General features: G+C 65.7%; 12 protein-coding genes. 6 read left to right on the forward strand and 6 right to left on the reverse strand.

The window, feature by feature from the left end; genetic code table 11:
- Window positions 1-302 precede the first annotated feature (302 nt).
- The 4 genes from HB675_RS24525 (at window position 303) to HB675_RS24540 (ending at window position 4,933) form a co-directional block, all read left to right on the forward strand.
- Entirely contained in the window at window positions 303-911 is a 609-nt protein-coding gene (locus HB675_RS24525) for a cysteine dioxygenase (protein WP_213881749.1), read from the forward strand.
- Window positions 908-2,491 carry a rhodanese-related sulfurtransferase gene (locus HB675_RS24530; protein WP_213881750.1) on the forward strand — a complete coding sequence of 528 codons (1,584 nt, stop codon included), beginning with the start codon at window positions 908-910 and terminating at the stop codon, window positions 2,489-2,491. Before HB675_RS24525 ends, HB675_RS24530 begins: the two co-directional genes overlap by 4 nt.
- A gap of 110 nt (window positions 2,492-2,601) precedes the next feature.
- Entirely contained in the window at window positions 2,602-3,465 is an 864-nt protein-coding gene (locus HB675_RS24535) for an MBL fold metallo-hydrolase (protein WP_213881751.1), read from the forward strand.
- Window positions 3,466-3,550: 85 nt separating this feature from the next.
- Window positions 3,551-4,933, forward strand: coding sequence for a cation:proton antiporter (locus HB675_RS24540; RefSeq protein ID WP_213881752.1), 1,383 nt, complete (start codon window positions 3,551-3,553; stop codon window positions 4,931-4,933).
- Here HB675_RS24540 and HB675_RS24545 read toward each other — a convergent pair.
- From HB675_RS24545 to nirB, 5 genes are all read right to left on the reverse strand, one after another.
- Window positions 4,891-5,541: an HAD-IA family hydrolase gene (locus HB675_RS24545; RefSeq protein WP_213881753.1), complete on the reverse strand. Its 651-nt coding sequence runs from the start codon at window positions 5,539-5,541 to the stop codon at window positions 4,891-4,893. The two genes, HB675_RS24540 and HB675_RS24545, sit on opposite strands and share 43 nt — an antisense overlap.
- A gap of 84 nt (window positions 5,542-5,625) precedes the next feature.
- Window positions 5,626-7,305 (reverse strand): bifunctional protein-serine/threonine kinase/phosphatase, encoded by a 1,680-nt coding sequence (locus HB675_RS24550; RefSeq protein ID WP_256737671.1) that lies wholly within the window; start codon window positions 7,303-7,305, stop codon window positions 5,626-5,628.
- A gap of 4 nt (window positions 7,306-7,309) precedes the next feature.
- Window positions 7,310-8,521, reverse strand: a complete 1,212-nt coding sequence (locus HB675_RS24555) for a nitrate/nitrite transporter (RefSeq protein WP_213881754.1) — start codon at window positions 8,519-8,521, stop codon at window positions 7,310-7,312.
- 32 nt (window positions 8,522-8,553) lie between these two features.
- Window positions 8,554-8,934 (reverse strand): nitrite reductase small subunit NirD, encoded by a 381-nt coding sequence (gene nirD / locus HB675_RS24560; protein WP_213881755.1) that lies wholly within the window; start codon window positions 8,932-8,934, stop codon window positions 8,554-8,556.
- Window positions 8,934-11,492, reverse strand: a complete 2,559-nt coding sequence (nirB, locus tag HB675_RS24565) for a nitrite reductase large subunit NirB (RefSeq protein WP_213881756.1) — start codon at window positions 11,490-11,492, stop codon at window positions 8,934-8,936. Before nirB ends, nirD begins: the two co-directional genes overlap by 1 nt.
- Window positions 11,493-12,028: 536 nt before the next feature.
- Here nirB and HB675_RS24570 point away from each other — a divergent pair.
- Window positions 12,029-15,817 carry a bifunctional nitrate reductase/sulfite reductase flavoprotein subunit alpha gene (locus HB675_RS24570; RefSeq protein WP_213881757.1) on the forward strand — a complete coding sequence of 1,263 codons (3,789 nt, stop codon included), beginning with the start codon at window positions 12,029-12,031 and terminating at the stop codon, window positions 15,815-15,817.
- A gap of 102 nt (window positions 15,818-15,919) precedes the next feature.
- Window positions 15,920-16,981 carry an SDR family oxidoreductase gene (locus HB675_RS24575; RefSeq protein WP_213881758.1) on the forward strand — a complete coding sequence of 354 codons (1,062 nt, stop codon included), beginning with the start codon at window positions 15,920-15,922 and terminating at the stop codon, window positions 16,979-16,981.
- Here HB675_RS24575 and HB675_RS24580 read toward each other — a convergent pair.
- Entirely contained in the window at window positions 16,955-18,472 is a 1,518-nt protein-coding gene (locus HB675_RS24580; RefSeq protein WP_213881759.1) for a glycosyltransferase family 39 protein, read from the reverse strand. The two genes, HB675_RS24575 and HB675_RS24580, sit on opposite strands and share 27 nt — an antisense overlap.
- Window positions 18,473-18,598 lie beyond the last annotated feature (126 nt).

An 18,598-nucleotide genomic window follows, 5' to 3' on the forward strand; every position in this document is an offset into this window, starting at 1 on the left:
ACGCACGGACTTTACCAACCAGACGGTTTCGTTGAAGTTGAAGATGCCGTTCTAATCGGTAGCTCTCAGACGACCTTCACGGGCAACCGCTATAGCGATTGCCCGTGAAGGCAGCCGTGCCATGTTCAGATCAGCCCCCTCTATAAATGCACATGAGGCATTTATACCGACCTCTTAAATTCCTCTTTTTAATAATTACCTTAGAACAAAATCGAACTTCACAGCCCCTCGACCGAGCATTATCGTCACCTCCATGGGAACGCAGCGAGCCTGTCGCCGCCCCAACGACCCAAGGAGAAACGATGTCTCAGGTACGCCACCCCGAGCGCTTGCGGGCGTTCATCGGCGCCCTTGCCGAACTGCTCGACAGTGCCCCCCGCGAAGGCGACACGCTGCACCGCGGCGGCCAACTGCTCAGCCAGTTGGTGAGTTACGATGACTGGCTGCCGGATGAATACGCCCAGCCCGACCCCGATCGCTATCAACAGTTTCTCCTCCACGCCGACTCCCGCCAACGCTTCTCCATCGTCAGCTTTGTCTGGGGCCCCGGCCAACAGACCCCGATCCACGACCACCGCGTCTGGGGCCTGATCGGCATGCTGCGCGGCGCCGAGTACGCCCAGAACTACCAGCGCGCCGCCGATAACAGCCTGCATCCGGAGGGTCCGCGCATTCGCCTGGAACCGGGCCACGTCGAAGTGGTCTCGCCCGACACCGTGGACATTCATCAAGTGAGCAATGCCTTCGCCGACCGAGTGTCGATCAGCATTCACGTGTACGGCGCCAACATCGGCGCGGTACACCGGGCGGTGTACCAGCCCGACGGCACGGAAAAACTGTTCATCTCCGGCTATTCCAACCGCACGCTGCCCAACATCTGGGACCTGTCCAAAGAGACCCCTGCACCATGAGCGCAACCAAGACCCGTTCCTTTGCCGATATCCGCCACGCCCTGCTGGAGCGCCAGGAAGTCGCCCTGATCGATGTGCGTGAAGAAGCACCGTTCGCCGAAGCCCATCCGCTGTTTGCCGCCAACATTCCCCTGTCGAAACTGGAAGTCGAGATGTACCCGCGTGTCCCCCGGCGCGACACAGCGATCACCGTCTATGACCATGGCGAAGGCCTCGCCGAGCGCGCCATCGAGCGCCTCGGGGCACTGGGCTACACCGATCTGGCGTTGCTGGAAGGCAGGCTGGACGGCTGGCGCCAGGCCGGTGGCGAGTTGTTCATCGACGTCAACGTACCGAGCAAAGCCTTCGGCGAACTGGTGGAGCACGAGCGCCATACGCCTTCCCTGGCGGCCGAGGAAGTCAAGGCGCTGCTCGATCAGGGGGCCGATGTGGTGGTCCTCGACGCGCGCCGCTTCGACGAATATCAGACCATGAGCATTCCCACCGGCATCAGCGTACCCGGCGCCGAGCTGGTGCTGCGCGCCCGAGAACTGGCCCCGGACCCGGCCACGCGGATCATTGTCAACTGCGCCGGGCGCACCCGCAGCCTGATCGGCACCCAGTCGTTGATCAACGCCGGCCTGCCCAACCAGGTCGCGGCCCTGCGCAATGGCACCATCGGTTGGCTGCTCGCCGGCCAGACCCTGGATCACGGGCAGGCCCGTCAATTCAGCAACACCGACGAAGCCACCCGCCAGATCGCCAGCGCCGACGCCCGCCGCGTGGCGGACAAGGCCGGCGTTGGACGGGCCCGTCTGGCCGACTGGCAACAATGGCAGGCCGAGCCCGGACGGACCACTTACCTGTTCGACGTGCGCACCCCTGAAGAATTTGCCGGCGGGCACCTGCCGGCGGCCCGCTCCAGCCCCGGCGGTCAACTGGTGCAGGAAACCGATCATTATGCCAGCGTGCGCGGTGCGCGAATCGTGCTGGCCGACGACGACGGCGTGCGCGCCAACATGAGTGCTTCGTGGCTGGCGCAGCTGGGCTGGGAGGTATTCGTCCTCGACGACCTGCAAGTCGAATCCTTTTGCGAGACCGGCGCCTGGAAACCGGCGATTGCCCAGGTGGCGCCGTTCGAAACCATCAGCCCGCAAACCCTGGTCGAGTGGCAGCAGACCGGCGACACCCAGCTGCTGGATTTCACCACCAGCGCCAACCACGTCAAGGCCCATATCCCCGGCGCCTGGTGGACCCTGCGCGCGGACCTCGCCTCGGTGCTGGGCAAGATCCCCGCCGCCGAACGCTATGTGCTGACCTGCGGCAGCAGCCTGCTGGCGCGCTTTGCCGTCGGCCAGGTCGAAGCCCTGACCGGCAAGCCGGTGTTTGTGCTGGGCGGGGGCACCGCCAGCTGGCTGGCAGCCGGTTTGCCCATCGAAGCCGGTGAACAACGCCTGGCCTCGCCCCGGATCGACCGCTATCGCCGCCCCTATGAAGGCACCGAGGCGCCTCGTGAGGCGATGCAGGCGTACCTGGACTGGGAGTTCGGCCTGGTGGAGCAGTTGGGCCGGGACGGCACTCACGGCTTTTTCGTGATCTGAGCAGGCCGCTGTTCCTCCGGCACCGGCTGCCGGTGCCGACGGCCAGGCGGTTTGCCCCTGGCCGAATAAATCCCCTAGACTGCGGCCATCGCCACCGGAACCGAGCCGTCATGTCCGCCCTTGTCCAATCGTTCTTCGATCATGCATCCTCGACCTTCAGCTATGTGGTCCACGAGGGGGCGGGCAGCGTCTGCGCCATCATCGACTCGGTGCTGGACTACGACCACAAATCCGGCCGCACCGGTACCGAGCAGGCCGATGCCATCACCGCTTTCGTCCAGCAGCAGCAACTGACCGTGCAGTGGCTGCTGGAAACCCACGCCCACGCCGACCACCTGTCCGCCGCGCCCTTGCTGCGCTCGCGGCTGGGCGGCAAGATCGCCATCGGCGAGGGGATTCGGCAAGTGCAAGCCGCGTTCAAGGCGGTGTTCAACCTGGAACCGGCGTTCCGCCTGGACGGCTCGCAGTTCGACCACCTGTTCACTGCCGACGAAGTCTTTACCATCGGTCATCTGCAAGCCCGCGCCCTGCCCGTGCCAGGGCACACGCCGGCGGACATGGCCTACGTGCTGGAAGAGACGATGATCTTTGTCGGTGACAGCCTGTTCATGCCCGATGTCGGCACGGCCCGCTGCGATTTTCCCGGCGGCGACGCACGCCAGCTGTACCAGTCGATCCGCCGTCTGCTGGCCTTTCCCGCGCAGACCACGCTGTACCTGTGCCACGACTATCCACCGGCGGGGCGCGGCCCGCAGTCCAGCATCAGTGTCGGCGAGCAGCGCCAGCGCAACATCCACGTGCGCGACGGCATCGACGAAGCCAACTTCGTGGCCATGCGCACCGCCCGCGACGCCACCCTGCCCATGCCGGTGCTGTTGATGCCCGCCGTGCAGGTCAACATCCGTGCCGGACAGCTGCCGCCGGCGGAAACCAATGGCGTGCGCTACCTGAAGATCCCGCTGGATCACCTGTAAGCCCCATCCAACTATCGGCTCCGAACAAAGTCCCATACCTGCGGGACTTAATTCAAACCGGGCGTGGACGCCCTGACGGGGAACGATGAGCTTTATCCTCTGCATGGCCGTGCTGGGCAGCCTGTTACTGCTGCTGGCGCTGGCTTCTTCCTATCTGCGCTGGTTGCCGGTGACCACCTCGGCCGTGTGCCTGGGCTTCGGCCTGGTGACCGGACCCTGGGGCCTGGACCTGCTCAAGCTCGACATTCAGGACGCCGCCCCGTGGCTGGAGCGCCTGACTGAAGTCGCCGTACTCTTCTCGCTGTTCAGCACCGGGGTCAAACTGCGTCTGGGCTTTCACCGCTCGGCCTGGCGCTCGGCCTACCTGCTGGCCGGCCCGGTGATGATCGCCACCATTGTCGGCACCTGCCTGGCGGCCCGCTACCTGCTGCATTTGCCTTGGGACCTGTCCTTGCTGCTGGGGGCGATGCTGGCGCCCACTGACCCGGTGCTGGCAAGCATGGTTCAGGTCAGCAGCGCCCATGATTTCGATCGCGTGCGCTTTGGCCTGTCCGGCGAGGCCGGGTTGAACGACGGCACCGCCTTCCCCTTCGTGATACTGGCCTTGAGCCTGATCCACTACGGCCACTTCGACGGCGACTGGGTCTCGGCCTGGGCGGTGAAGAACCTGGTCTGGGGCGTGCCGGCCGGCCTGTTGATCGGCTATAGCCTGGGCCGCCTGATCGGTCACCTGATGATCCGCCTGCGCATTCGCAACGCCGACAGCACCAGTTCGCCCAACGATTTTCTAGCCCTGGCGCTGATCGCGCTGTCCTACGTGGCCGCTTACTGGGTCGATGCCTTCGGCTTCCTCGCCGTGTTCGCCGCCGGGCTGGGGCTGCGCCAGGCCGAGGCGCGCACCTCCAACACCGACATACCTGCCGAGCACCTGGCCAAGCCGGTGCTGGGCCACAGCGAGTTGGCCCCGGAACATGCCATCGTCGGCAAGCGCGAGGAACTGGAAGACAGTCAACTGGCCGCCGGAGTGATGATGGGCGATATCCTTGCCTTCGGCAGCCTGGTGGAGCGCTCCATGGAAGTGCTGCTGATTTTCCTGCTGGGCGCCGCGCTGGCCAGCTACTGGGACTGGCGCGCGGTCACCCTGGGGCTGGTGTTGTTCGGGGTGATCCGGCCAGTGTGCGTGTGGCTGTTCACCGGTCCGCGCCTGCTGGACCGGCACCAGCGCCTGCTGCTGGGTTGGTTCGGCATCCGTGGCATCGGCTCGATCTACTACCTGTGCTACGCCCTCACTGCCCACCTGCCCGACAGCATCGAGCGCAGCTGCATCAGCCTGACGCTGTCGGTGGTGGCCCTGAGCATTCTGCTGCACGGGGTCAGCACCCAGCCGCTGCTGGAACATTACGAGCGACGGCTGTCCCGCGACCGTCAACGTGCCGAAGCGGCCAACAATGCGGCCAGGTCACGGTAATGCTCGGCCCGGTGAAAACCGGGCCGGCCGGCATAGAGGCTGAAGTCGGTGTCCACCCCATACCCCGCCACTTGGGTGCCCGCCGCCAGACCGGCCTGGACCCCGGCGTGGCTGTCTTCCACCAGCAGGCACTCGTGGGGCGCCAGTTCCAGCAAGTGGCACGCGGCGAGGATCAGACCCGGCGCCGGCTTCCACGAATTGACTTCGTAGGCACTGACGATGCGATTCTCGAACCACGGCAACAATCCGGCCGCTTCCAAGGTGGTTTCGATCTTGTCCCGGGGGCCGTTGGAGGCCACGCAGCTGGGCAGCTGCAGCGCCTCGACAAAGGCCAGCGCCCCCGGCATCGGCGCGAGCCCCGAGCGGAACTGCGCCAGACTGGCGGCGCGAAAGTTGCTGACGAAACGGTCGATGTCCAGCTGCGGCGCCTGCAACGCCACATCGGCCATGAACAGGGCGAACTGTACCCCGCGAAAGCGCTCCAGTACCTGATCGGCGTCCAAGGCCACACCCTGCTCGTTGAGCATCTGGTGCAGCAGGGCCGAAGCCATGCGCTCGCTGTCGACCAGGGTGCCGTCGTTGTCGAAGATGATGCCTTTGATGTTCAATGCGTGGGCTCCGGGGGGCAGTGGACGAGTGGTCAGCGTAGGGGGTCTGGCGGATGGGTGCAATGTGCGGCCCCCCCTTAACGCTCAACCCCGCCACAACCACCTCAGCACCCAAGCCAGATTTCCCAGCAAACCCAATACAGCCAACATTCGCCACACCTTCAGCGGATTGCGCTGCAACAGCGGCCGAGGCCCGAGACTGTCCTGGCGTTCGCCTTTGTCCAATTGCAGCAGCGCTTCTTCGGCGGTCTCGAAGCGCCGTTCAGGCTCGGCATCGAGGCAGCGCAGCAACCAGTCTTCCAACCATTGCGGCACATCGGCGCGCGCCGCCCGGGCGCTGGCGGGTGTGCCGTGGCGCGGGGTCTGGAAAGGTTCGATCTCGCCATAGGGGAAGCGCCCGGTGAGCAGACGGTACAGCGTCACGCCTGCGGCAAACAGATCCTGGCGCGGCGTCAGCGCGGCGCCGTGATACAGCTCCGGGGCCAGGTAGGACGGCGTTCCCGCCACGCTCGTCGGCGCGGTGCTCAGCCCTGGGCAATGCACCAGACCGAAATCCAGCAGCCGCAGCTCGCCATCGCGGCCCCAGTGCAGGTTCTCCGGTTTGATGTCGCGGTGCAGCAGGTTGCGTCGGTGCAGCTGTCCCAACGCTCGCAGCAAGCGGCTGGCGCACTCCAGCCAGTGGGCCATGGGCAGCGGGCCGTCGGCATGGAGCTGGGCGGCCAGGGTCCGGCCGGGGTACTCACGCTGAACGTAGTAGAGGGATTGACGGTTCGGGGTCGGATGCACTTGCACAAAGGCTCGGCCCGACACCCGCCGCAGGAACCACTCTTCCATCAGCAGGGCCTGCGCGGCCTCGGTGTCATCGGCCAGCTGGGCCGGCAAGGTCTTGAGCAACCAATCATCGCCCTGGCTGTCGCGCACCCGGTACAGCGTGGACTGGCGTGAGGCACTGAGCGCTTCGATCACCTGCCAGCCCTCGAACTGACTGCCGGGGCGTAGCGTCCGGGGCACGGGCATTCGCTCGCCCGGCACCCGCCAGTCGCTGGCGGGCAACTGGTCCACCCACACCACCAGCGCGCTGGCGTTGTCCTGGCTGCCGGCGCGGTGGGCGGTCTCCACCAGCAGGCGTGCAGCCACGGCGGGGTCTTCGGTGCCTTGCAGGATGTCCCGCAGGCCCCGTTCGCCCAAGGTCGCCCAGACGCCGTCGCTGACCAGTACATAGCCGTCGCCCTCGACCACCGTAAAGTCCTGAAAGTCCACCAGAACGTGACCCTCCAGACCCAGCGCACGGGTCAGCACGTGCTCCATGCCCGGCTGCTGCCAGGCGTGGTCCTGAGTCAGCTGCTCCAGGCTCCCGGCGCGCCAGCGGTAGGCGCGACAGTCGCCGACATGGGCCAGGGTCATGCGCTGTCCGCGCAGGACCAGCGCGGTCAGGGTGGTCAGCAGCGACTGGCCGCGGGCCGCACTGTGCAACCAGCGGTTTTGCGCGGCCAGCACCCGCTCCAGCGATTGCGCTACCGCCCAGGTCTGCGGTGTGGCGTAGTAGTCCTCGGCCAGCGCCTGCACCGTCGAATGGGCGGCCAGGCGCCCGTCGGCACAGTGGCTGACGCCGTCGGCCAAGGCCAGCAGGCAGCCCTTGCTGGCAATGAGATCGGCCTGCGGCTGGACCCAACGGATAGCGTCCTGATTCTCCGCCCGTGGCCCGGTGGCGCTGGCGTGGCCAACGCGCAGGCGCAGGGGGGGTAACGCTTGCAGAGCGGTCAACGACTCAGACCCGCGCCGCCGTCAGGCCGACGCTGCCCCAGGTGGTGCGCCAGCGACGCTTGACCCCGAACAGGCCGAACCACGCCAGCAGGCACAACCCGGCAAACAGCCACAGGCCCGCCTGGTAGTCGCCGGTCATCTGCTTGATGGCCCCCAGCCCCGCCGTCAGGGCAAAACCGCCGACGCCGCCGGCCATGCCCACCAACCCGGTCATGGCGCCGATTTCCTTGTTGAAGCGCTGCGGTACCAACTGGAACACCGAACCGTTGCCCGCGCCCAGGCAGAGCATGGCGCCGACGAACAAGGCCAGGGCCGCAAACGAACTGGCCAGATGAAAGCCGACCAGTGCAATGCAGATGCCCGCTGCGACGTACAGCACCAGCAGTGCCTTGATCCCGCCGACGCGATCGGCCAGCGCCCCGCCCAGCGGGCGCATCATGCTACCACCGAAGACGCAGGCGGCGGTGTAATACCCGGCCATCACCGGGTCCAGCTGGTACTGGTCATGGAAGTAGCCTGGCAAGGTGCTGGCAAGGCCCAGGAAGCCGCCAAAGGTCACGCTATAGAAGAACATGAACCACCAGCTGTCCGGATCGCCCAGAGCCCGTGCGTAATCCGCGAGCTTTTTCGGCGCCGGACGCGAAGGCGCATTGCGTGCACAAAGGATGAACAACGCCAAGGTGATCACCAACGGAATCAGGGCAAAGCCGAACACATTGCTCCAGCCGAACGCCTTGGCCAGCGCCGGGGCAAACAGCGCGGCAAACACGGTGCCCGAGTTGCCGGCCCCCGCAATGCCCATGGCCTTGCCCTGATGCTGCGGCGGGTACCACTGCGACGCCAGCGGCAGCGCCACCGCAAACGAGGCCCCGGCGAAGCCCAGACAAACCCCCAGCAGCAAGGTCTGCTCATAGGTTTTCACCCCCGCCAGCCAGGCCACTGCAAGGCCGGCAATGACGACGCATTGAGCGACGATGCCCGCGGTTTTCGGCGAATAGCGGTCGGCGAAATACCCCAGGATCAAACGCAAGATCGCCCCGGCCAGAATCGGCGTGGCCACCATCATGCTGCGCTGCTGCGTGCTCAGCTGCAGGTCAGTGGCGATCTGCACCGCCAGCGGCCCCAGCAAGTACCAGACCATGAAACTGAGGTCGAAATACAGAAATGCCGCCAACAGGGTCGGCGGATGCCCGGCTTTCCAGAAACTTGAATTCATCAGAGCGACCTCGGCCAATCAGAGAAAAGGGGTTATTCGGCAGCCGCCTCAACAGCGGCAAAAAACGGTGACAGGCTGACGTGTACCTGCTCGTCGTGAATCCGCACCGGCCACACGCGCAAGCGCTGCTCGGGGTCTTCCAGGCAACTGCCGTCGCGCAGGCGAAAATGCTGCTTGTACAAGGGCGCGGCGACCACCAGATCGCCACCCACCTGACCGACCAGACCCCGGCCGATCACGTTGGCACCGGATTTCGGGTCATGGTTGTCGATGGCGAACAGGGTCTGGCCGTCTGCATCGGGCAGGTAGAACAGGGCGATCTGCGCGCCGTCCAGCCAGGCCACGACGCCGGATTGCGCCACCAGGTCGTGCACGCTGCACAGGGGTTGCCACTCCATCTCAAGACGGGTCATCACATCACCTCCTCGCGCACTGCGATCCGTTGTTCATCGGCCCGGGCCGGCCGGGGCTGTTGGCGTTCGGTGACGAACTGGATGTCCGGGTCGGCGCGCCGGTCGTTGACGAAGGTGCGGAAGCGCTTGAGCTTCTCCGGGTCCTTGAGGGCGTCGGCCCACTCGCATTCGTAGCGCTCGACCACCAGGGCCATCTGCGCTTCGAGCTCGGCGCACAGGCCGAGGCTGTCGTGGATGATCACGTCCTTGAGGTAGTCCAGACCGCCCTCCAGGCTCTCGCGCCAGACCGAGGTGCGCTGCAGTTTGTCGGCGGTGCGGATGTAGAACATCAGGAAGCGGTCGATGTAGCGAATCAGCGTGGCGTCGTCCAGGTCAGTGGCGAACAGCTCGGCGTGGCGCGGGCGCATGCCGCCGTTGCCGCTGATGTAGAGGTTCCAGCCATTCTCCGTGGCGATCACGCCGACGTCCTTGCTCTGAGCTTCGGCGCACTCGCGGGTGCAGCCGGACACCGCGAACTTGAGCTTGTGTGGCGAACGCAAGCCCTTGTAGCGGTGTTCGATGTCCAAGGCCATTTTGACGCTGTCCTGTACGCCGTAACGGCACCAGGTGCTGCCCACGCAGGACTTCACCGTGCGCGTGGATTTGCCGTAGGCGTGGCCGGTCTCGAAACCGGCGGCGATCAGCGCTTCCCAGATGTCCGGCAGTTCGTGCAATTGCGCGCCGAACAGGTCGATGCGCTGGCCGCCGGTAATCTTGGTGTAGAGATTGTATTTGGCCGCGACCTGACCGATGGCAATCAGCCCTTGCGGGGTGATTTCGCCAGCCGGAATTCGCGGCACCACTGAATAGGTGCCGTTCTTCTGCATGTTGGCCATGAAGGTGTCGTTGGTGTCCTGCAACGGCACCAGGGACGGGTTCATGATCGGCCGGTTCCAGCACGAGGCGAGGATCGACGCCACCGCGGGTTTGCAGATGTCGCAACCCACGGCGCCGCGACCGTGGCTGTGCAGCAGCTGCTCGAAAGTCTCGACGGCGCCAACGCGGACGATGGCGTACAGCTCCTGGCGGGTGTAGGCGAAGTGTTCGCACAGGCTCTTGTCCACCACCACGCCACGGGCGCTCAGTTCGTGTTCGAAGACCTGCTTGAGCAAAGCGCTGCAACCGCCGCAGCCGGTGGCGGCCTTGGTGCAGGCCTTGAGGCCGGCCATGTCGCCGCAGCCGTTTTCGACGGCTGCGCAGATCGCCCCTTTGCTGACGTTGTGACACGAACATACGGTGGCCGTGGCCGGCAGGGCATCCACCCCCAGCGCGGGTGCAGCTGAACCCTGTGGCAGAATCAGGATCGAGGGGTCGGCAGGCAGGGCGATGCCGTTCTGTACGTATTGCAGCAGGGTGTCGTAGTAGCTGTTGTCGCCCACCAGCACGGCGCCCAGCGCGGTCTTGCCATCGGCAGACACCACCAGCCGGCGGTAGCTGGAAGTGGCTTCGTCGGTGAAACGATAGCTGCGTGCACCCTCGATCGCACCGTGGGCATCGCCAATGGAGCCGACGTCGACCCCCAGCAGTTTGAGCTTGGTGGACATGTCGGCGCCGCTGAACACGTGGCCACTTTCACCGCACAGGGCGGCTGCGACGCCACGGGCCATCTGATAGCCAGGCGCGACCAGGCCAAAGATGCTGCCGCTCCAGGCGGCGCATTCACCGATGGCATAGATGTGCGGGTCGACTGTCCTGCAGTCGTTGTCGATGGCCACACCCCCTCGCGGACCCAGGTCCAGGCCAGACTGACGGGCCAGCGCATCCTGCGGGCGAATGCCGGCGGAGAACACCACCAGATCGGTCTCCAGGAAGTCGTCGCCGGCAAAGTTCATGCGGTAGCGATAGGCCATGCCCGCGCTGATGGACTGGGTGGCCTTGGCCAGGTGCACGCCCACGCCCAAGGCTTCAATCCGCTGTTTGAGGGCCAGCCCGCCCGGTTCGTCCAGCTGCACCGGCATCAGGCGCGGGGCGAACTCCACCACATGGGCTTCCAGGCCCAGGGACTTGAGCGCATTGGCCGCCTCCAGCCCCAGCAGGCCACCGCCGACCACCACGCCCCGGCGTGCCCCCTGGGCGGCGGCGCGGATGCGGTCAAGGTCATCCAGGGTGCGATAGACCAGCCGCGAATCGCCCTCGGCGCCGGGGATCGGCGGCACGAAGGGATAGGAGCCAGTGGCCAGCACCAGCTTGTCATACGCAACGGGGCCGGCGGCGGTCAGCAGTTGCTGAGCCGCGCGGTCGATCCCCAGCACGCAAGTGCCCAGGTGCAAGGTCAGGCCCTCCTGTGCATAGAAGCCCTCCTCGCCCATGGCCAGGCCCTCGGCGTCGCGACCGGTGAAGTACTCGGACAGGTGCACACGGTCATAGGCGCGCACCGGCTCTTCGCCCAACACATGAATGCGGTAGTGCGCCAGGGCGCCGCGCTCGATCAGTTGCTCCACACAGTGGTGGCCGACCATGCCATTACCCACCACCACCAGGGTGGGCAGGTCGTTGTGCAAGCCGATGCTGGAGTTCATGGGGTTGGCCTCTGGGTTGGGTAAAAAAAAGCAAAAAAAAACGCCCGGACCGTTGAGGATCCAGGCGTCTTTGCCAGTATTCGTTCAGATTGTGGGCAGGCGGTTGAAGCCTGCGAAGGGGTCATTGCACGGGTTGTGCCAGTTTTACCGGGGCGCCCGGATTCGGGCCTCTGGCGGCTGTTCGGCCCGGTAAGGCGCCCGATAAAAGCCACAAAAGAGTGCGATTTCGCGCTGAGCGCACAGTCATGAGGCTACGCCGCCCCTGTGGGAACAGCGCTTGGGCGTGAGGCCAGCGCCGCGCAATACCGCCAGGCCGCGTCGCCTGCATCGCGGCCCAGGCCCACCCCTACAGGGTCTGCGCCGGACGACCGTCCGTGTGAGAGCAGGACCGGGCGAAACTGGCCTGCCCCTTGCAACCCCCTCGACACAGCAATCGGAGAAATGATTGCCTCGTTCACGACAAAGGCGCCGTGTCCCTCCCGTTTATGACGGAGAGCGATCAGGCGCCTTTTTTGCGTTGGGTGCAGGAAGGTGCAATGACAACCACATCGATCAAAAGCGTGTGCCCCTACTGTGGCGTCGGCTGCGGCATCGTCATGCAAGTGCAGGACAACACCGTAGTGAAGGTCATCGGCGACAAGCACCACCCGACCAATTTCGGCCGCCTGTGCACCAAGGGCACCACCTGCGGCCAGGCCATCGCCGTCCCCGGCCGGTTGACCCATGCCTATACACGCCCCTCGCGAGATCAGGAGCCGGTGCGCACCGGCATCGACCAGGCCATCGACACCACCGCGCTGCGCCTGCGTGAGCTGCTCGACCGGCACGGCCCGCAAGCGCTGGCCTTCTACGTCTCCGGACAGATGTCGCTGGAAGCGCAATACCTGGCCAATAAACTGGCCAAGGGTTTCGTCCGCACGCCCCACATCGAATCCAACTCGCGGCTGTGCATGGCCAGCGCCGGCAGTGGCTACAAGCTTTCGCTGGGTAGCGACGGGCCACCGGGCTCCTATCAGGATTTCGATCACGCCGACCTGTTCTTCGTCATTGGCGCCAACATGGCCGACTGTCACCCGATCTTGTTCCTGCGCATGATGGACCGGGTCAAGGCCGGTGCCCGGCTGATCGTGGTCGACCCGCGCCGCAGCGCCACCGCCGACAAGGCCGGGTTGTTCCTGCAAATCAAGCCCGGCACGGACCTGGCGCTGCTCAACGGCTTGCTGCACCTGCTGGTGAAGAACGGCCACACCGACCCGGCGTTCATCGCCGCCTTCACCGAGGGCTGGGAGGCGATGCCGGAGTTCCTCGAGGATTATGCCCCCGACACCGTCGCCGCGATCACCGGTCTGGCCGAAGCCGATATCCGTGAGGCGGCGCAGTGGATCGGCAACGCTGCACAGTGGATGAGTTGCTGGACCATGGGCCTGAACCAGAGCACCCACGGCACCTGGAGCACCAACGCCCTGTGCAACCTGCACCTGGCCACCGGCGCCCTGTGCCGCCCCGGCAGCGGGCCGTTCTCCCTGACCGGCCAGCCCAACGCCATGGGCGGCCGGGAAATGGGCTACATGGGCCCCGGCCTGCCTGGCCAGCGTTCGCTGCTGGTGGAGGCCGATCGCGCCTTCATCGAAGACCTTTGGCAGATCCCCCCCGACCACCTCCCCCGCAGCGCCGGCAACGGCACGGTGGCCATGTTCGAACAGATGCGTGCTGGCCAGATCAAGGCCTGCTGGATCATCTGCACCAATCCGGTGGCCAGCGTGCCCAACCGCCAAACGGTGATCGACGCCCTGCAGAGCGCCGAGTTGGTGATCACCCAGGACGCCTACCTGGACACCGAAACCAACCGTTACGCCGACATTCTCCTGCCCGGCGCTCTCTGGGCCGAGGCGCAAGGGGTGATGATCAATTCCGAGCGCAACCTGACCTTGATGCAAAAGGCTGTGGAGCCGCCGGGTGACACCCTCGCCGACTGGCAGATCATCGCCAGGGTGGCCTGCGCCATGGGGTTTGCCGAGTCGTTCAGCTACGCCTCGGCCGCCGAGGTGTTCGAGGAAATCAAACGCGCCTGGAACCCCAAGACCGGCTACGACATCCGTGGTGCCAGCTACGCACGCCTGCGCGAGGCACCACTGCAATGGCCGTGCGCCGCTGCCGACTCGGCCGAGCGCAACCCCATTCGCTACCTCAACAACGGCATCAGCCAGACCTTGGCCCGCGATGCTTGCGGCCAGGCCCCGGCGCTGGTCTTCCCCACTGATAGCGGCAAGGCCCACTTCCTCCCGCGCCCGCACATGGACCCGGCGCAGATGCCCGACGAGGCCTTCCCCTTCGTGCTCAACACCGGTCGCCTGCAACATCAATGGCACACCCTGACCAAGACCGGCAAGGTGGCAACCCTGAACAAACTCAACCCCGGGCCCTTTGTGGAAATCCATCCGCAGGATGCGGCCGCGCTCGCGATCAAGGACAAGGATCCGGTCGAGATCCGTTCCTCGCGCGGTCACGCCGTGTTGCCGGCAGTGGTCACGGACCGGGTGCGGCCGGGCAACTGCTTCGCACCCTTTCACTGGAACGATGTGTTTGGCGACGATCTGGCCATCAATGCCGTGACCAGCGATGCGGTCGACCCCCTGTCGCTGCAACCTGAATTGAAGTTCTGTGCAGTGGCCTTGCGCCGGCTCGCGTTGATCGGCCACCAGACCCTCGAGGACGTCAGTCCGCAAGCGGCCACGGAGCCCGCCGACATCACCCTGCTCTGGGCTTCTCAAACCGGTAATGCCCAAGCCCTGGCCGAGGGCGTGGCCCAGCAGTTGCGCGATGCCGGTCGCAGTGTCGAACTGAGCGCGATGAACGATTTTACGGTCGCGCGCCTGGCGCGCATTCGCGAGCTGGTGCTGATCAGCAGCACCTTTGGCGACGGCGATGCCCCAGATAACGGCGCCGTTTTCTGGAAGGCCCTGCTGGCTGACGCGCCCCCGTTGCCGTCGCTGCGTTACGGGGTACTGGCGCTGGGCGACCCGAACTACGATCAGTTCTGCCATCACGGTCGGCAGTTGGACCGGCGCCTGCATGAGTTGGGCGCCATCCGCCTGCTGGACCGGGTGGACTGCGACACCGATTACACGGCGCCCGCCAGTGCCTGGATGGGCCAACTGCGGCAATGCCTGGGCCTGGCCGTCGCCCCGGCACCGAGTGCGTGCGCAGGCGAGGCCTCGGAGCCGAACAAAGCGCGGCCCTACGCCGCGCGACTGGTGATCAATCGGTTGCTCAACCAGCAGAGCGAGGAAAAGGAAACGCGCCTGTTCGCGTTGGACCTGGCCGATTCGGGCATTCGCTACGAAGCTGGCGATGCCTTGGGCGTCCTCCCGCGCAACTGCCCGCAGCTGGTCGATGAGCTGCTGCAGCGCACGCGGCTCAAGCCTGACACATCGGTGAACCTGCCAACGGCGGGCGAGATGCCGCTGTACCAGGCTCTCAGTGCCCACTTCGAAATCGCGCGACCCAGCCATGAGGCACTGTCCTTCATCGCCGAGCGCAGCGGCCAGCCGCAACTCAAGCACCTGCTCGGCGAGCACGACAAGGCGGCGCTCAAGGACTGGCTGTGGGGTCGCCAACTGGCCGACGTGCTGTCGGCGTTTCCCGTTGATTGCTCCGCCGAGGAGTTGCTCGGCCTGCTCAAGCCGCTGCAGCCACGGCTCTATTCCATCGCCTCGAGCGCCAAGGCTCATCCCGATCAGGTACACCTGACGGTATCGGCCGTGCGCTATGGCAACCGCAAAGGCGTGTCCTCGACCTTCCTCGCCGACCGCGCCGAAGACGCCGAGGTGCCGATCTTCGTCCAGCCCTCGCGGCACTTTCGCGTACCGGTGGACGGCGATGTGCCGATCATCATGATCGGCCCCGGCACCGGCGTCGCCCCGTTTCGCGGCTTTCTGCAAGAGCGCCGGGCGCGCGGCGACAAAGGCCGCAACTGGCTGTTTTTCGGGGAGCAGCGCCGGCGCACGGATTTCTACTACGAGGACGAACTGACGGGCTACCAGGCCGACGGCTTGCTCGATCACCTGAGCCTGGCCTTCTCCCGGGACCAGCCGGAGAAGGTCTACGTTCAGGACCGCATGCGCGAACACGGCGCCGAACTCTGGGCCTGGCTGCAGGAGGGTGCGCAGTTGTACATCTGCGGCGATGCCAGCCGCATGGCCAAGGACGTCGACCGCGTGCTGCACGAGGTGGTGGCGCAGCATGGCGGGATGGGGGAAGACGGGGCACAGGCGTACGTGGCGGGGATGCTCAGGGCGAAACGGTATCTGCGGGATGTTTATTGAGGGGGGGATGTGGCGGGATGAGGTATCCCTTCATGTTTTTTTTCAGCCACCTCGCCTCCTGCGCTGTCCAACCTCCAAACCCACCCTGTCCTCGGAGATCATATGACCCCAACAGCCCTCGTCGTCGGCTCAAGCGGCATCGTCGGCAGCGCCACCGCGCGCCTGCTTCTGGCCCAAGGCTGGACGGTTGCCGGCCTTGCCCGCAGACCGTCGGCCCTGCCTGGCCTGACCCCGGTCAGCGCCGACCTGCAGGACCCCGCTGCGCTGAGCGTGGCACTCGAGGGCCTGGCGCCGAGCCACGTGTTCCTCACCACCTGGTCCCGACAAGCCACTGAAGCCGAGAATATCCGGGTCAACGCGGCCATGGTGCGCAACGTGCTGCAAGCGCTGCGCCCGGCCAGCAGTGTCCGCCATGTGGCCCTGGTTACCGGGCTCAAGCACTACCTGGGCCCGTTCGAAGCCTATGGCAAGGGCGCCTTGCCGCAGACGCCGTTTCGCGAGGAGCAAGGCCGGCTGGATGTGGAAAACTTTTACTACGCCCAGGAAGACGAAGTGTTTGCCGCCGCCGCCCGCGACGGATTCACCTGGAGCGTGCACCGTCCGCACACCATCACCGGGGTGGCGGTGGGCAATGCCATGAACATGGCCACGACCCTGGCGGTGTATGCCTCATTGTGCAAAGCCAGTGGTCGGCCTTTTGTCTTTCCCGGCTCGCGAGTCCAGTGGGACAGCCTGACCGACATGACCGACGCAAGAGTCCTCGCCCGGCAACTGCTGTGGGCCTCGACCACGCCAGCGGCGGCCAATCAGGCGTTCAACGTGACCAACGGCGATGTGTTTCGCTGGAAGTGGATGTGGTCACGGATCGCCGAGTGGTTTGACCTGCCCGCCGCACCGTTCCCGCATGCCCCCGCGCCGCTGGCCGAGCAGATGGCCGACGACGCGCCGGCGTGGGCACAACTGGCCCGAGCCCACGGTCTTGAAGAGCCCGACCTCACCCGGCTGGTCTCTCCCTGGCACACCGACGCCGACCTCGGACGGCCAATCGAAGTGGTGACAGACGTGTCGAAGAGCCGCCGCCTGGGCTTTGTGGATTTCGAGGCCAGCGACCAGGCATTTTTCGATGTCTTCGCTCAACTACGGGCCGAGCGTTTGATTCCCTGACGCAGGCATCTGCGCGGTGCTCGGCTGCGCACAGCTACGACGCCGGTAGTAGTGCAGCAAGGTTGCATCGGCCTGTTCTTGAAACGCCAACGCCCACTGGTCTGGCGGTGGGTAGCGCTGCGGGTCGGTCGCCACCGCGAACACCCATAGCCCGCAGGTCGCTGCGGGCAAGTCGGCGTAACTTGGCAGCCAAGGGCTGCGGGTACCCCGGCTCAAGGTGGCGAATGCCCCGGTGAACGTCGGCGGTTTGCCGTCCACCCGCAACCATGGCTGGGGGTGATGGCGCAGGTAGTAAAGAAGCCCGAAGTAATTGGCGCCGTCGGACACTGCCTCGTCACCCACACGCCACTGCTCATTGGCAATGGCGGACAGGGGCCCGGTGCCGTTGAGGGTGGCGTGAGGGCCATCCAGTACCCCGCCGCCCTGCCAGGCGTTGTGCACCCCCACGCACTGGACCCCGGCCAGTGCAACAAACACCATGGATGCCGCCCTCGGCCGTGAGCGCGACAGGGTGTCAATGGCCATGGCCAGCAACAGGGTCATGGGCAGGGCCGCAAAACTGAGATAGCGGGTGACGAACACCGGCTTGAACACCGACACCAGTGCGGCCAAGGCAATGGGCAACAGTGCCAGCAGCATCACCGCCGTGCGCTGGCTGCCCAAGGAAGTCGCACGAGTCTGCCAGATCGCCCACGTCAATAACGCCGGCATGACCAGACCCAGCACCGGCCATAGCGACCACGGACTTCCCGCCCAGATGAACTCCCAGAGCGCCGTGGGGACCGTGCCCGAGTCCAGTGGCAATATCCAGTCCAGGCCACGGTTGGCATTCAACTGCTGAAACAAGGACGGCAGCCAGGGAGCAAACAGCGCCGCAGCCACCCCGTTGGCCAGCCACCAATCCCGTCGTCCGAGCAAGCGGCTGCGACCCCGACGAGTGAACGCCACCCACGTCCAATGACTGCTCAGGCCCAGCAGGGCAAAATAGTGGGTGTACAGCGCAGCAGCAGCCAGCCCGGCGTACACCAGCGGGTAACGCCACGGACCCGGCTTGTGCTGCCACCCGGCCAGGGTCCAGCTCGCCGCCATCAGCCACAGGCCCAGCAGCGCGTACATCCGCGCCTCTTGGCTGTAGCGTACGGCGATGGGCTGTATGACCAGCAGCGCGAGGGCGATACGCACCGCACGAAGGGGAGCAAACGTGTGCAACCAACCCGCCGCCAAGGCGACCGCGCCGACGCCGGCGGCCACACTCAAGCCGCGAATGGCCCACAGGCTGTCGCCAAACAGATTGATCCACAGATGCAAGACCCAATAATACAGCGGCGGATGCACATCCAGCGTCACCAGCCCCCAAATGTCCGCCAGCGGCTGGCGAGCGACCGCCACGCTGTAGGCTTCGTCGAACCACAGCGTGCGCTCCGGCAAAAAAACCAGACGCGTCGCCAGTGCCGCCAACAGCAGCACCAGCACCCAAGGATCACGGAACATCGATAGCCAACGTTGACTCACAGGATCCGGCCCCGACGCAGGCATTCATTCCACCTTGGAGCAGGTGGCAGAGCGGGTCAAAGGATCATTTCTGCCGAGACCCGAGTGGATGAAACTTTGACACGC

Source organism: Pseudomonas sp. dw_358 (genome assembly GCF_018449655.1).
Taxonomy (GTDB): domain Bacteria; phylum Pseudomonadota; class Gammaproteobacteria; order Pseudomonadales; family Pseudomonadaceae; genus Aquipseudomonas.

Excerpts from the sequence above, each read along its gene's own strand:
- HB675_RS24525 (WP_213881749.1), top strand. The coding sequence starts at position 303 with ATGTCTCAGGTACGCCACCCCGAGCGCTTGCGGGCGTTCATCGGCGCC.
- HB675_RS24530 (WP_213881750.1), top strand. The coding sequence starts at position 908 with ATGAGCGCAACCAAGACCCGTTCCTTTGCCGATATCCGCCACGCCCTG.
- HB675_RS24535 (WP_213881751.1), top strand. The coding sequence starts at position 2,602 with ATGTCCGCCCTTGTCCAATCGTTCTTCGATCATGCATCCTCGACCTTC.
- HB675_RS24540 (WP_213881752.1), top strand. The coding sequence starts at position 3,551 with ATGAGCTTTATCCTCTGCATGGCCGTGCTGGGCAGCCTGTTACTGCTG.
- HB675_RS24555 (WP_213881754.1), bottom strand. The coding sequence starts at position 8,521 with ATGAATTCAAGTTTCTGGAAAGCCGGGCATCCGCCGACCCTGTTGGCG.
- nirD (WP_213881755.1), bottom strand. The coding sequence starts at position 8,934 with ATGACCCGTCTTGAGATGGAGTGGCAACCCCTGTGCAGCGTGCACGAC.
- nirB (WP_213881756.1), bottom strand. The coding sequence starts at position 11,492 with ATGAACTCCAGCATCGGCTTGCACAACGACCTGCCCACCCTGGTGGTG.
- HB675_RS24570 (WP_213881757.1), top strand. The coding sequence starts at position 12,029 with ATGACAACCACATCGATCAAAAGCGTGTGCCCCTACTGTGGCGTCGGC.
- HB675_RS24575 (WP_213881758.1), top strand. The coding sequence starts at position 15,920 with ATGACCCCAACAGCCCTCGTCGTCGGCTCAAGCGGCATCGTCGGCAGC.
- HB675_RS24580 (WP_213881759.1), bottom strand. The coding sequence starts at position 18,472 with ATGTTCCGTGATCCTTGGGTGCTGGTGCTGCTGTTGGCGGCACTGGCG.